This is a genomic window from Mycolicibacterium brisbanense (genome assembly GCF_001570425.1).
In the GTDB taxonomy this organism is placed as follows: domain Bacteria; phylum Actinomycetota; class Actinomycetes; order Mycobacteriales; family Mycobacteriaceae; genus Mycobacterium; species Mycobacterium brisbanense.
This window is the reverse complement of sequence record NZ_BCSX01000051.1, coordinates 219,043-233,206: the sequence shown is the minus strand read 5'-3', so window position 1 is coordinate 233,206 and position 14,164 is coordinate 219,043. Positions and strand designations below refer to the sequence as shown.

The 14,164-nt window shown below is 67.1% G+C and carries 13 protein-coding genes; 8 read left to right on the top strand and 5 right to left on the bottom strand.

Going from position 1 to position 14,164, the window contains the following annotated elements:
• Positions 1 to 24: 24 nt before the first annotated feature.
• On the bottom strand, positions 25 to 720 hold the full coding sequence (locus RMCB_RS29975; protein WP_062831641.1) for a FadR/GntR family transcriptional regulator: 696 nt from the start codon (positions 718 to 720) through the stop codon (positions 25 to 27).
• A gap of 232 nt (positions 721 to 952) precedes the next feature.
• Between RMCB_RS29975 and RMCB_RS29970 the strand changes: the two genes are divergently transcribed.
• From RMCB_RS29970 to RMCB_RS29955, 4 genes are read left to right on the top strand one after another with little or no spacing between them, the layout of a single operon-like run.
• Complete coding sequence (locus RMCB_RS29970) at positions 953 to 2,425, top strand: APC family permease (RefSeq protein WP_062831640.1); 1,473 nt, start codon at positions 953 to 955, stop codon at positions 2,423 to 2,425.
• Positions 2,426 to 2,437: 12 nt separating this feature from the next.
• Positions 2,438 to 2,785: a hypothetical protein gene (locus tag RMCB_RS29965; protein WP_029373597.1), complete on the top strand. Its 348-nt coding sequence runs from the start codon at positions 2,438 to 2,440 to the stop codon at positions 2,783 to 2,785.
• Between the two features lie 2 nt (positions 2,786 to 2,787).
• On the top strand, positions 2,788 to 4,092 hold the full coding sequence (locus RMCB_RS29960; RefSeq protein WP_062831639.1) for an alanine racemase: 1,305 nt from the start codon (positions 2,788 to 2,790) through the stop codon (positions 4,090 to 4,092).
• 33 nt (positions 4,093 to 4,125) lie between these two features.
• A complete protein-coding gene (locus RMCB_RS29955) occupies positions 4,126 to 5,616 on the top strand; it encodes an aldehyde dehydrogenase family protein (RefSeq protein ID WP_062831638.1) in 1,491 nt (496 codons plus the stop codon).
• On the opposite strand, the gene ilvD is transcribed toward RMCB_RS29955, so the two are convergent.
• Positions 5,600 to 7,510 carry a dihydroxy-acid dehydratase gene (ilvD, locus tag RMCB_RS29950; RefSeq protein ID WP_062831692.1) on the bottom strand — a complete coding sequence of 637 codons (1,911 nt, stop codon included), beginning with the start codon at positions 7,508 to 7,510 and terminating at the stop codon, positions 5,600 to 5,602. The two genes, RMCB_RS29955 and ilvD, sit on opposite strands and share 17 nt — an antisense overlap.
• A gap of 83 nt (positions 7,511 to 7,593) precedes the next feature.
• Here ilvD and RMCB_RS29945 point away from each other — a divergent pair, with 83 nt between their 5' ends.
• A complete protein-coding gene (locus RMCB_RS29945; protein ID WP_062831637.1) occupies positions 7,594 to 8,424 on the top strand; it encodes a helix-turn-helix transcriptional regulator in 831 nt (276 codons plus the stop codon).
• Between the two features lie 11 nt (positions 8,425 to 8,435).
• Here RMCB_RS29945 and RMCB_RS29940 read toward each other — a convergent pair whose 3' ends face one another.
• The 3 genes from RMCB_RS29940 to RMCB_RS29930 are packed head-to-tail and all read right to left on the bottom strand — an operon-like array spanning position 8,436 to position 11,043.
• A complete protein-coding gene (locus tag RMCB_RS29940) occupies positions 8,436 to 8,825 on the bottom strand; it encodes a hypothetical protein (RefSeq protein ID WP_062831636.1) in 390 nt (129 codons plus the stop codon).
• The gene (gene aroQ, locus RMCB_RS29935) at positions 8,822 to 9,262 is read right to left on the bottom strand and encodes a type II 3-dehydroquinate dehydratase (RefSeq protein ID WP_029373603.1); all 441 of its coding nucleotides are present in this window, start codon (positions 9,260 to 9,262) and stop codon (positions 8,822 to 8,824) included. The genes RMCB_RS29940 and aroQ overlap by 4 nt, the downstream gene beginning before the upstream one ends.
• Positions 9,259 to 11,043, bottom strand: coding sequence for a bifunctional sugar phosphate isomerase/epimerase/4-hydroxyphenylpyruvate dioxygenase family protein (locus RMCB_RS29930; RefSeq protein ID WP_062831635.1), 1,785 nt, complete (start codon positions 11,041 to 11,043; stop codon positions 9,259 to 9,261). Before RMCB_RS29930 ends, aroQ begins: the two co-directional genes overlap by 4 nt.
• Positions 11,044 to 11,124: 81 nt before the next feature.
• Here RMCB_RS29930 and RMCB_RS29925 point away from each other — a divergent pair, with 81 nt between their 5' ends.
• From RMCB_RS29925 to RMCB_RS29915, 3 genes are all read left to right on the top strand, one after another.
• Positions 11,125 to 11,769: a TetR/AcrR family transcriptional regulator gene (locus RMCB_RS29925; RefSeq protein WP_029373605.1), complete on the top strand. Its 645-nt coding sequence runs from the start codon at positions 11,125 to 11,127 to the stop codon at positions 11,767 to 11,769.
• Positions 11,770 to 11,874: 105 nt separating this feature from the next.
• On the top strand, positions 11,875 to 12,735 hold the full coding sequence (locus tag RMCB_RS29920) for a shikimate dehydrogenase (protein WP_062831634.1): 861 nt from the start codon (positions 11,875 to 11,877) through the stop codon (positions 12,733 to 12,735).
• 40 nt (positions 12,736 to 12,775) lie between these two features.
• A complete protein-coding gene (locus RMCB_RS29915) occupies positions 12,776 to 14,113 on the top strand; it encodes an MFS transporter (RefSeq protein ID WP_062831633.1) in 1,338 nt (445 codons plus the stop codon).
• Positions 14,114 to 14,164: the final 51 nt, after the last annotated feature.

The window sequence follows — 14,164 nt, the reverse complement described above, 5'->3', positions numbered from 1 at the left end:
GTGCATACGGCGGCAACACCGGTATCAGTCGGCCGGCGTGGCCGCTTGTTCGTTACCCCGGCGGTCGGATTCCAGCTGCCCCAGCATGACTGCCGCGGCCCTGACCGGGTCGCGCTGGCGGATCGCCTCCATGATCTGCGAATGCGCGTCCTGGTCATGGCGGTGCCGGTCGTCGGGGGACATACCCAGCATGTCCAGCATCGCCGCCCGGATGCGCGGCGCAAACGATTCGAAGAGTTCGGACAGCACCGGATTGTGCGCGGCGCGCACGATCGCGCGGTGGAACTCGATGTCGGCATCCACCAGCTTGTCATCCGATCGGCCACCCTCGGCATCGGCTCGGCTCTTCAGCGTTGCCTTCAGCCGGCTGAGATCCCTGGAATCCCTACGGCCGGCGGCCAACTCAGCGGCCTTCACCTCGATGGCCTCCCGCACTTCGAGGACGTCGTCGATGTCGGCCCGGCGCAGTATCGCATCCCATTCCTCGGATCGCTCGAGTGCGATGACGAATACGCCTGAGCCCTGCCGGGCCTCGACCAGTCCCCGACCTCGCAGCTCCTTGACCGCCTCGCGCACCGTGGATCTGCCGATCCCGAGCTCGGCGGCCAGCGCTGACTCGGCGGGCAACTTGGCTCCGATTTCCCATTCGCCCGCCGTGATACGCGCCGCGATCTGGTCTGCCGCCTGCTCTACGAGCGAGAACCTCCGAAGCTCTGCCATGGCGAAACGCTATCAGCTTGTCTGACGTGTCTGGCCGCAACCACCCGGACCCGGCGCGTGAGCCAGCCAACCCCGGGCGCCTCGATGTTGACCCAATCACGAGGCTCCTCTTGTCAGGTTGTCTGATGACTTATACGCTGCTGTGAGCCGCCGATGCGGCGTCCTCTCCGGCCCGCGGCCTCGACAGCGCCTGGGCCGCAGACCCTTTCATCACCCAAGAAAGTTGGCCAGTATGGCTTCCTCGGACGGCAATCCTCCCCCAACTCTGCGATCCGGCCAGATCGGCACAGGGGCAATCGTTTTCATGGTCGTGGCGGCAGCATCCCCGCTCGGAGCGATGTTCGTCGGGGCCGGCGCATCCATCGGCCACGGCAACGGCATCGGGACCCCGGGCATCTACGTCATCGCGGGCGTGACCCTCGCGCTGTTCGCCGTGGGATACGTGGCGATGAGCCGCCACGTGGTCAGCGCCGGCGCCTTCTACGTGTACATCACGCGAGGGCTGGGCCGTGCCTTCGGTATGGGGGCGGCCATGATCGCGTTGATCTGTTACAACGCCTACGTCGTCGCGCTGATCGCATTCGTCGGCATCTCGACCCAGGGCGCCGCGTCAGCCGACTTGGGTATCGAACTGCCCTGGCAGGTCTGGTCATTGCTGGCCTACCTGGTGCTCGTGACGCTCTCCTACTTCCGGATCGAGTTCAGCGCCAAAGTGCTCGGTGTCCTACTGGCGGCCGAGTTCGTCATCCTCGGGTTGCTCGACGTGATGGTCCTGGTCAAGAACGGCCCCGGCGCATTCCCCTTGGAATCGTTCACACCGAGCTCGGTGTTCACCGCAACGATCGGGGTGAGCATCGTCTACGCCTTCTCGTCGTTCACCGGCTTCGAAGCCACCGCGATCTACGGCGAGGAGGCACGCGAACCACGTCGCACCATCCCGAGAGCAACCTACATCGCGCTGGCGCTCATCACGGGGTTCTACGTGCTCACCACGTGGTCGCTGATCGCGGCGTTCGGGGCCGACGGCGCAGTCCAAGCGGCACAAGAGGATTCAGACTTCGTTTTCAAGGCCAACAGCCTGTACGTCGGCGGAATATCCGACCACATCATGCATCTGCTGGTATGCACCAGTCTGTTCGCCGCGCTGCTCGCCTTTCACAACGCCACGGCCCGCTACATGTTCGCGCTGGCCCGCGACGGTGCCTTGCCCCGCACGCTCGCCCGGGTACACCGGCGACACGGTTCACCACACGTCGCGAGCCGGACTCAGCTGGGATTCGCGGGCGCGGTCCTTGTCATCATGGCGCTCACCCGCCTCGACGTGGAGGACATCGCCGCCGGCTTCCTCGGCCTCGGCGCGTTGGGAATGCTGTGCCTGCAAGGGCTTGCCAGCTGCGCGGTGGTCGGGTTCTTCGCACACCGGGCCGACCGCGAACTGTGGCGCACCACCATCGCACCCACCGCCGCGGCCGTACTCCTCGCAACCGGCATCGGCCTGTCCATCTGGCACTTCCCGGCGCTGACAGGTGCGACGTCGAACCTGATGAACCATCTCTGGGTGCTGTTACCCGTGGCCTTCGGGCTCGGCCTGCTGGGCGCGTACTACATGCGTCGCGCACGGCCGGCCGACTACGCCGACTTCGGCCACCGAGACCCCGTACCCGACGGCGACACCACAACCACCGTCTCCACCCCCTCCAAGTGAAAAGGAAACCCTATGTCCCCCACGCTCCTGCACCTCCCGATCCTCGCCGAACAGACCCCGGCCACCAAGGAGTTCCTGGCTGAACTGGCCGGACCTCGCGCGCAGGCCTACGCCGAATCACAACGCGAACTCGAAGTCGGCAAGGAGGCATGGTTCATCGCCCGATCCGGCGATGACGACATCCTGGTGGCGTACCTGGAATCCGTCGACTTCTCGGTGGCCGTGCAGAGGATGAGCGCATCGTCACGTCCGTTCGACCGGTGGTTCAAGGACCGTCTGCGCAGCTGCACAGGACTCGACCTCGACAATCCCCCGGCCATGTCACTTCCGGAACTGGCCGCCTACTACACCGAAAGCTAGATATGAGCACACTTCTCGACCGCGCCTTCGAACTCAACCCAGCCATGCTCGCCGCGGCCATCGAGCTGCACCGAGCAGGGGCGGTTCCGTCGGCGACGCAACTGATCGACTTGGACATGATCGCCGCCAATGCCCGGCGTACGGCCGCGGCCGCTGACAAGCACGGGCTGCGGGTGTACGCCATGACCAAGCAGAACGGCCTGAACCCGTTCATGACCAAGGTGATGCTGGAGTGCGGCATCCCGTCCACGTGTGCGGTGGAAACGCTTCAGGCACATCGGATTCACCGCTACGGCTTCCCGCTCGGCAACGTCGGCCACATCCAGAACATCCCGGCTGCCCAGGTGCCCGCCGTGGTCGCCATGCGCCCCGAGTTCATCACCGTCTACACCTACGAAGCCGCCCAGCGGGTGTCCGCGGCCGCATCGCGGCTCGGAATCACGCAGCGACTCTATGTCAGAGTGACCAACCAGGCGTCGACGGGAACGCCGATTGTCGGGGTCGACGACGGCGCGTTCAGCGGCCTGGTCGGCGGGTGGACCGAGGATACGTGTGTTGCCGGCATCCGGCCGCTGCTGGACCTGCCGAACGTGGAAGTCGCCGGCTTGACCCAGTTTTCGGCCATCAGCTACGGGGAGACCGGCGATCCTTCGGTGGTGAAACCGACCGAGGCATTCTTCACGATGCTGCGGGCCAAGGAACTGCTGGAGCGTGAGCTCGGTCTGCGGGATCTGCATCTCAACGTCGGCGGCAACGCCAACGTCGGGACGTTTCCGGTGCTGGCGAGCTACGGCGTCACCGAGGTGGAGCCCGGCGTGTCACTCGCCGGCTCGGGCGGTTTCCACGCCAAGCAGGACATGGCCGAACGGCCGGCGCAAGTCGTGGTCAGCGAAGTCAGCCACTTCTGGGGTGACAATGTCTACACGACCGGTGGCGTCTTCAGCTTCGTCTCCGACCTCTATGACCCCGAACCCATGGCGGCGGCCGCAGGCACCGATCTCGACACCGCTCGCGGTTGCCGGATTCCTTACCTCTACAACCAAATGGTGGATGCCCACGGGGTATTCGGCCCGGGCGAGCCGATGCCCGCGATCGGCGACACCGTGCTGGTGGTCCATCATCCCCAGGCCTTCCTCGAACGTGGCTACACCGCGGCGGTCAGCGGCATCTCCACCGGGGAGCCGCGCGTCGAAGGCGTCTTCGACGCCGCCTGCAACCAACTCGACGAGACCTTCAATGTCCTACCGCTGCAGCACACCCTCGACCGACTGGATGCGGTGGGCCGGCACTACCGCGCCGAGAACTGAGGCAAGACCATGCCATCCACGACAACCGATCCCATGACCGTTGCCGGCCATGCCGTTCTGCCCGCGGTCGCCCGCTTCCTCGACGGTCCGAAGCGCCTGCTGATCGACGGCCAGTGGGTCGACTCCGGCTCCGGCCGAACGTTCTCGACCGAAGACCCCGGTACCGGACGGTGGCTCGCCGACGTCGCCCGGGCAGACGCGCAGGATATCGACCGGGCCGTGCGATCTGCCCGCCGCGCTTTCGATGTGTGGCCCAACCTGAAACCCAATGAACGCGAGCGCCTCCTGTGGCGGGTCGGTGATCTGCTCTCCGAACGCGCCGAACAGATCGGCCAGCTGGAGGCGCTCGACAACGGCAAATCCGCCACGGTCGCGGCGGCGGTCGACGTGGCCTGGGCCGCCGACGTCTTCCGCTACTACGCCGGCTGGTGCACGAAGATCGAGGGCACGACGGTCGACGTCTCCATGCCCTTCGTTGCGGGCGGCCAGTTCCACGCGTACACACTGCGTGAGCCCGTCGGCGTCTGCGGCCTCATCGTGCCGTGGAACTTCCCGATCCTGATGGCTGCCTGGAAGCTCGCCCCGGCACTGGCGGCAGGCAACACCGTCGTGCTCAAACCCGCCGAGCAAACCCCACTTTCGGCAGTTCTGCTGGGCGAGCTCTTCATCGAAGCCGGTTTCCCGCCCGGCGTGGTGAACGTTGTGACGGGGTTCGGTGACGCAGGCGCCGCGCTGGCCGCACACGACGGCGTGGACAAGATCGCGTTCACGGGTTCCACCGAGGTCGGCAAACGGGTGTTGGCTGCCGCCGGCGGCAACCTCAAGAAGGTGTCGCTGGAGCTGGGCGGCAAGAGCCCCAACATCGTGTTCGCCGACGCCGATCTCGACGCTGCGGTGACCGGTTCACTCAACGCCTGGTTGTTCAACCACGGCCAGTGTTGTGTCGCCGGAACGCGGTTGTTCGTCGAGGACCAGATATTCGACGAGTTCACCGCAGCGGTGGCCGACGCCGCGTCACGCGTCACCATCGGCCACGGCCTCGATCCCGTGACCCAGCTCGGACCGCTGATCTCACAGAGCCAGTTCGACAAGGTCACCGGCTACCTGGCCGCCGGTCTGGCAGACGGGGCGCGCGCCCTGTGTGGTGGAAAGCGATGGGGCGACACGGGTTTCTACGTCGAGCCGACCGTATTCGTCGATGTACAACCCGAATTCAGCGTGGTCTCCGAAGAGATCTTCGGCCCGGTGGTGGCTGCCATGCCGTTCCGGGCCGACGACGACATCGCCGCCGCGGCCAACGACTCGATCTACGGACTGGCGGCAGGGATCTGGACGCGTGACCTCTCGCGGGCTCATCGGCTGGCCCGGCAACTGCAGGCAGGCTCGGTGTGGATCAATCAGTACAACGGCTTCGACACGGCGATGCCGTTCGGCGGATACAAGCAGTCCGGGTGGGGCCGGGAACTGGGTGCAGCGGCGATCGGCCTCTACACCCAGACCAAAGCCGTCAACATTGCGTTGTAGGCGCTCCCGTCGCTGCGAGTCGGGCCGGGGCGCCGGCCCGACTCGCAGCTTCGATCAACGACACGTCGCGCACCGCCCCCTGATCCGCCGAGAGGGCCATCGCGGCGTAGGCCCGCAATGCCGGCGACACCTCCCGGTCGCGGTGCTTGGGCCAATACCCACCGCCCTGCTCCAGTCGATGGCGGCGGGCATCGAGTTCGGCAGCGTCGACTTGCAATTCGATGCGGCGAGCCGGGATGTCGATGTCGATGCGGTCCCCGTCCTGCACCAGAGCGATGAGGCCACCGGCCGCGGCCTCGGGCGAGATGTGCCCGATGGACAGCCCCGACGATCCGCCGGAGAACCGTCCGTCGGTGATCAGCGCACACACCTTGGCAAGCCCGACGCCCTTGAGATACGAAGTGGGATAGAGCATTTCCTGCATCCCCGGGCCACCGCGCGGCCCCTCGTATCGCACCACCAGGACGTCACCGGGCCGCACCCTGCCGGTCAGGATGACGTCCTGCGCCTCCTCCTGCGATTCCACGACCACCGCGGGTCCGCTGAAGCGCAGGATCGAGTCGTCGACCCCGGCGGTCTTGACCACGCATCCGTCCTCGGCGAGGTTCCCGCGCAGGATCGCCAGGCCGCCGTCCGCGGAATACGCATGGGCGACATCGCGGATACAGCCGGCCTCCGCATCCAGGTCGAGGCTCTCCCAACGGCGGGACTGGGAGAATGCCGAACTCGAACGCACGCCACCGGGCGCGGCGTAGAACAGGTCGACCGCCTCGGCCGAGACCGTCGGCGACCTCGGATCCCACTCATCGAGCCACGCGGCGAGCGAATCGGCGTGTATGGCATGCACTTCGGTGTCGAGCAGACCCGCGCGCCGCAGCTCACCCATCACCGCGGGGATACCACCGGCGCGGTGCACGTCCTCCATCAGATACCTGCCGTTGGGTGCGACCTTGCAGATACACGGAATCCGCGTCGACAGGGACTCGATGTCGGTGAGGTCGAAGTCCACCTCGGCTTCCCGCGCCGCTGCGAGCAGATGGAGGATCGTGTTGGTCGAACCACCCATGGCGATGTCGACCACCATGGCATTGGAAAATGCCGCGGCAGAGGCGATATTGCGCGGCAGCACGCGCTCGTCGTCCTCCTCGTAGTAGCGCCTCGCCAGTTCGACCACCGTCGCGCCTGCGTCTTCGTAGAGCCGCCGGCGCGCGGTGTGGGTCGCCAGTGTCGTCCCGTTCCCCGGCAGGGCCAGTCCGATCGCCTCGGTGAGACAGTTCATCGAGTTCGCGGTGAACATGCCCGAGCACGATCCGCAGGTCGGACACGCCGCGGACTCGACGCGCTGCAGGTCGGCGTCGGAGATGTCGGGGGCGACCGCATCGGCCATGGCAGATATGAGGTGCAGGCCACTGCGCACCGTTCCGTCGACCAGCGTGGCTGTGCCGCCCTCCATCGGACCGCCCGAGACGAAGACGGTGGGAATGTCGAGGCGCAGCGCCGCCATCAACATGCCGGGAGTGATCTTGTCGCAGTTGGAGATACACACGAGCGCGTCGGCGCGGTGCGCGTTGACCATGTACTCGATCGAATCTGCGATCAGGTCGCGCGACGGCAGCGAGTAGAGCATGCCCCCGTGGCCCATCGCGATACCGTCGTCGACCGCGATCGTGTTGAACTCGCGGGCGATGCCGCCCGCCGCGCCGATCGCCTCGCACACGATGCGCCCCACGGGCTGCAGATGGGTGTGGCCGGGCACGAACTCGGTGAAGCTGTTGGCCACGGCCACGATCGGCTTGCCGAAGTCGGCGGCGGAGACGCCTGCAGCGCGCAGCAAGGCACGCGCACCCGCCATATTGCGGCCGTGGGTGATGGTCCTGGATCTCAATTCGGGCATGATGCCCATGGTTGTGGACCATGGGCGACAGGCGAAGACGGTCCTGGCACTAGTACTGCGACTACCAGTTTTACCATTGAACGATGCCCAACCAGGCCGCGCGCGCAGAGCTCGGTGGGTTCCTGCGTATGCGCCGGGAATCGGTGGCCCGCTCAGTGCACGGTCTACCACCGATCCGCGGCCGCGCCAACGGGTTACGCCGTGAGGAGGTGGCGTTCCTGTCGTCGATCAGCGTCACCTGGTACACCTGGCTCGAGCAGGGTCGCGACATCAACCCGTCGCGGCAAGTGCTCGACGCCATCGGGCAGACACTCGCGCTCTCCCCCGCCGATCAGACGTATCTGCTGTCGCTGGCCGGGTTTTCGCCGGGCGGTACGGCACCGCCGGGTGAGCCACCCGACCACGTGCACCGGCTCCTGGAGGCGTTCGGCCGGTCCCCCGCCTTCGCGCTCGACCCGGATTGGGAGATCACCGCATGGAATCGCGCCTACGCGGCGCTGTATCCGCGGGTGCGCACGGTGCCGGACGAAGATCGGAATCTGTTGTCGCTTGTGTTCACCGATCCGTCGATCAAATTGCTGATGCCCGACTGGGAGGTGGAGAGCCGGCGCTTCGTGTCAGAGTTCCGCATGCAGAACGGCGCGCGGCTCGACGACGCCGCGGTCGGGCGCCTGCTGGCCCGGCTGCGCGCGAAAAGCCCGGAGTTCGACCGCATTTGGGACGATCACACCATCGAGGGCTTCCAGACCCGGATCCGGCGTTTCGATCACGCGGTGACCGGCGAGATCGAACTGGAGTACCACCGGCTCATCCCGGCCGACCAGCCGGACCTCAACATCGTCGTCTACACCCCGGCCACCGCCGCCGCGGCGGCACAGCTCGACCGACTCGGCGACGGCCAGGCGGCGACGTAGCAGGCGTCGGTCTACTGCCGGCCGGACGACCAGTGCACGGCCGACGGGCTGAGCAGCATGCCCAATGTGACGAGAGCCAGCACCCCGACGGCGATGCCGTACCCCACCTGGTGCGACGTGAACACGTACCAGGCGACGCCGAGCAGCAGCAGGTTGGCGAACACGCCGATGCCACGGCCCCAGCGGCGGCCGGTGATCAACGCCCAGCCCCCGGCCAGCACACCACCACCAATGAGGACGAACCACAGTGCCGTGCCGTATCCACTGACGACGTGCTGATCGGCGCCGGCCAGCGCACGTACGACCAGGACCACGGCGGCGGCGAGTCCGAGCGCGCCTTCGGCCGCGACGAGGTAGCCCGCGTAGCGGACGATGGGCGGCTGCACCGGCGGTGGCGTCATGGCAGCTTGCCGGCGAGGTAACGGACGGCGTACTCGTATCCCGCGGGGCCCGCCCCGGCGATGACCATCTCGGCGACTGCCGACACGTAGGAGTGGTGCCGGAACGGTTCCCGGCGGTGGATGTTGCTCAAATGCACTTCGGCGACCGGCAATTCGACCGAGGTGAGGGCGTCGGGGATGGCCACCGACGTGTGGCTGTAGGCGCCCGGGTTGATGATGATGCCCGCGCAGTCGGCCCGGGCCGCGTGGATGGCGTCGATGAGGACGCCTTCGTGGTTGCTCTGCACGGCACGTACCTCGAAGCCGAGTTCGGCGGCCAGCGCGCTCACCGACGCCTCGATCTCGGGCAGGGTGGTGGCGCCGTACACCTCGGGCTGGCGGGTGCCCAGCAGGTTGAGGTTGGGGCCGTTGAGCAGGAGCAGTCGGCGAGCGGTCACGTCAGTACGGTACCGACGCCGCTGCGCTGGGCGGCAAGGCGGACCGGTGCGTTGTCGGTGCCGTACCCGTCGTAACCGTCGACCCGCTGTAAGAACTCGAAGAACACCGTGCCGACGGTACGTGTGTAGACGTGGATGAAACTGCCCGCGCCGGCCCGGTCGTAGAGCAGGTTCAGCTCGCGCAGTTCGGCGACCACAGCATCGTCGAGGCCGAACCGACCCGACAAATAGTCGTAATAGTTGTCCGGTACCCGCAGGAAGGGCAGTCCGTTGGCGGCCGCCGCGCGGGCCAGTGCGACCACATCGGTGCAGGCGAATGCGACGTGCTGAGGCAGGTCGGCTCCGTCGAGGATGTGTGGCGCGACGTTGAGCGGCAGCCGCACCGAACAGTCCGCGTTGCGCATGACCTGGCTGCGGACCAGACCGCTCGGACCGGGCACCTCGGCGGGAGCGTCGGCGGACAGGCCGAACACGCTGGTGAGGAACAGGACGGCGTCTTCGGCGGTCTGCCACGGCTGAGAGAGGTTGACGTGGTCGATCGCCCGGACGGGCGTCGGCACCTGGTCGATGCCGCCGCCGAATTCGGCCGCCCAGGCGGGCTCCGCGGTGTCGGCGGAGGTCCAGAAGAACGCGGTGCCGTCGGGGGCCACCGCGGCACCCAGCGGTTGTTCGGTGGCGTACGTGCGCCGGTACGCGACCGGAGCCATCAGCTCGGCAGCCCGGGCGCTGGTCGCGCCGGCGTCGGGCACCTGCAGCCCGACGGCCGCGACGTGCGGTACCTGATCCCGCGCGTGCTGCTCGTTGAGCACGACGCGCGCCTGCCCTGCCGACCACAGCGACACCGGCTTGCTGCGGTGGCGCCCGCGCGGGGTGAAGCCGAGCTGGCCCAGCATCACCTCTACCTCGCTGGTGTCCTCGGCCTTGATCTCGACAAAGTCGAAACCGGTGGGTGGCTTGGCCTCGGTCAACACGTGGGTGACGCTGTCGGCGAGCCACAACAGCGACCGCAGCGCGTGGACCGCGGTGTGGCCGGGATCGGTCTGCCGGAACGTGTCGTTGAAGACCTCCAAGGACAGCGGCCCGCCGTATCCGGCAGCCAGCGTGTGCCGGACGAAGGCGGGCAGGTCGAAAGACCCCTCACCGGGGAACAGCCGGTGATGCCGACTCCACGACAGGACGTCCATGGTGAGGGCGGGGGCATCGGCCAACTGCAGGTAGAAGATCTTCTCCCCGTCGATGTCCTCGATGGCGGCCGGGTCGTGCCCGCGCGAGAGCACATGGAAACTGTCAAGGCACACACCGACATTCGGGTGGTCGGCGAGTTCGACGATGCGCCACGCGCGGCGATAGTCGTCGACGAACCGACCCCAGGCCAGCGCCTCGAACGCGATGCGGATGCCGTAGCCGGCCGCGACATCACCGATACGGCGCAACTGGTCCGCCGAGACCTCGTCGGAGTCGACGGTGGCGGTCGCGACGTTGCTGCAGACCAGAACGGTGTCGATGCCGAGCCGCTGCGCGGTGGCAAACGTCGCGGCAGCACGTCGCAGATTGTCGGTGAACGTCGCCTCGTCGACGCCTTCGAGGTCACGCAGCGGTTGGTAGAGGTCCAGGCTCAGCCCCAGCCTGCGGGCCAGGTGGCGGATCTCCTCCGGCGAGTGGTCGCTGGCGATCAGATCGGGTTCGAAGATCTCGACGCCGTCGAAACCCGCGGCGGCGCAGGCGTGCAGCTTCTCGACCAGCGAGCCGGACAGCGAGACCGTGGCGATCGACATCCTCATGGCGTCGTAATGTACCAATTAGTTCATTAGGGCGGAAGAGGGCGCCGGGAAGTCACCGGCTGCCCAGTAAGCTCACCGGTCATGGCCGCCAAGCCCAAAGCCGAGCTGCAACGCGATGCCGAGCGCACGCGCGCGGAGCTGCTCGAGGTGGCCACCGAGGTGTTCGCCGAATCTGGCTATTCGGGCGCCCGCGTCGACGAGATCGCCGAACGCACCCGGACCACCAAGCGGATGATCTACTACTACTTCGGCGGCAAAGAGCAGCTCTACCTGGCCGTTCTGGAGAACGCCTACCGCGGCATCCGCGAGGCCGAACAGAAGCTTCGGGTCGATCACGACAATCCGGTGGTGGCGATCCGCCGGCTGGCAGAGGTGACATTCGACCACCACATCGCCCACGACGCTTTCATCCGACTGGTGTCGATCGAGAACATCCACCGCGGCGAGTTCATTCGGCAGCTGCGTGAGCTGCCCGAACTCTCCGCCCCCGCCACCTCCCTGCTCGACGGGATCCTGCGCGACGGCCGCGCCGCCGGCATGTTCCGCGATGACGTCGACGCCCTCGACGTGCACCTGGTGATCAGCTCCTACTGCGTATTCCAGGTGGCCAACCGCTACACCTTCGGCTACCTGTTCGGCACCGACCTCACCGAGACGTCGCGTCGGGCCCACCTGCGTCGCATGCTCGGCGACGTGGTGGTCGGCTGGCTCACCAGCCAGGCCTGACCCCCTCGATCGGAGATCCACCTCACAGTGCGCCCTTGACGCGACGGGCGTCACAGTGCTCTACTTTCCGAACGAACCAGTTAGTACATTAAGGATCGAGGGAGCATGACACAGCGACAGCCCTACTTGGCGGGCCTCATCGGCACCGGCGTCGGCCCCTCGCTGACACCCGCACTGCACATGGCCGAAGGCCGAGCGCAGGGGCTGGAATACGTCTACCGCACCTTGGACCTCAACGTTCTCGGGCTCTCCCCCGAGCAGGTCGGCGAGATCCTCACGTGGAGCCGCAGGCTCGGCTACGACGGTCTGAACATCACCCATCCCTGCAAGCAACTCGTCGTCGACCACCTGGACGACATCGACGACACCGCCCGCACCCTCGGCGCGGTCAACACCGTCGTGTTCCGCGAGGGCCGGGCCGTCGGCTACAACACCGACACCACGGGTTTCGCGCACGGTTTCGCCGAAGGGCTACCCGATGCTGCCACCGCATCGGTGACCCTGGTGGGCGCAGGCGGCGCGGGCACCGCGGTCGCCGACGCCCTGATGCGCCTGGGCACCGCCCACTTGAGCATCGTCGATCTCGACGTCGACCGGGCTTCGGCACTCGCCCGTGAACTCGCCGACCGGCACCCGGACGCGCGCGTCGAGGCCTCGTCGTTCGACAAGCTCTCGGTCCTGCTACCCAACACGGACGGCCTCGTGCACGCCACCCCGACCGGCATGGCCGAACACCCCGGCGTGGCCTTCGACACCGCCCTGCTGCATTCCGGCATGTGGGTCGCCGACATCGTGTACCGCCCGTTGGACACCGCCCTGCTCCAGGCCGCGCGCGCCGCCGGTTGCCGCACCCTCGACGGCGGTCACATGGCGGTCTACCAGGCCGTTGACGCGTTCGCCCTGATCACCGGCGTCGCCCCGGACGCTGCCCGGATGTCCGCCCATTTCCGCGATCTTGTCTCGTAAACCAGCCCGGCCCAGCACAATTCGACCTGAGGAACATGCCATGACCACAACCGCCCCGCAGTCTGCGGACGCCACGACCGGCCGTACCCCACGACGCGCCGCGCTGGCCAGCTTCATGGGCAGCGCCGTCGAGTACTACGACTTCTTCCTGTTCGGCTCGGCCGCCGCGCTGATCTTCCCGCACGTGTTCTTCCCGTCCGGCGACAAGGCGGCACTGGTCATGTCGTTCGCCACCTTCGGATTCGCCTACGTCGCCCGCCCCATCGGTGCATTCATACTGGGCCATTTCGGTGACCGGGTCGGCCGCCAGCGGGTCCTGATGTTCACGCTCGTGCTGATGGGCCTGTCGACTTTCCTGATCGGCTGTCTGCCGACCTTCGACACCATCGGCTGGGCCGCGCCGGCACTGCTGGTGATCTGCCGTCTGATGCAAGGGTTTTCAGCGGCCGGCGAGCAGGCCGGAGCCAGCTCACTGACCCTCGAGCACTCCCCCGACGATCAGCGTGCGTACTACACGTCGTGGACCCTGACCGGAACCCAGGGTGGTCTCATCCTCGCCTCGCTGATCCTCATCCCGTTCGTCTCGCTGCCCGATGAGGCCAAGTACGGCTGGGGCTGGCGGGTGCCGTTCTGGATGAGCGCCGTAGTGGTCGTCGTTGCCTACTTCATCCGCCGTCGCCTGCACGAAACACCGCAATTCACCGAGGCGAAGGCCGCGGGCACCATCGCCCGGATGCCGCTGATCCCGTTGCTGCGCAACCACTGGGCCGACGTACTGCGAGTCATCTTCTGCGCGTTCATCGCCGCGGTTTCGACAGTGTTCGGCAACCTGGCCATCGCCTACGGCAAAGAGGTGGGTCTGCCCGCCGACATCACGCTGTGGCTCGTGGTGGCGGCCAACGTGGTCGCGCTGGGCACCCAGCCCCTGTTCGGCAAGCTGGCCGACCGGATCGGGCGCAAACCGGTGTTCATCTACGGAGCGCTGTCTTCGGCGGTGATGATGCCCTTCTACATGTTGTCCATGAGCGGCGGCAACCAGGCACTCATCTTCGCGCTGGCGGTCGCGACCTTCTCGTTCGGCTACGCCGCGGCCAACGCCGTCTGGCCGTCGTTCTACGGCGAGATGTTCTCCACCCAGGTCCGCTTCTCCGGCGTGGCGATCGGCACCCAATTAGGTTTCCTGGTGGCAGGTTTCGCGCCGTCGATCGTCACCGCGCTGGGTGGCGTGCGCGACGGCGGCTGGGTGGTGATCAGCATCTTCACCGCAGTTGTCTGCCTGATCGCCGCGGGCGCCGCCATGACCGCCCGCGAGACCCGAGGGGTGCCCACGGAACTGCTCGGCATCCGCCCGACCGCCGACAAGACTGTCGCGCAGTGAGATTGAAAGAAGCCGCCGTGAAGATCATCGACACCAATCCCGACAGCGCCT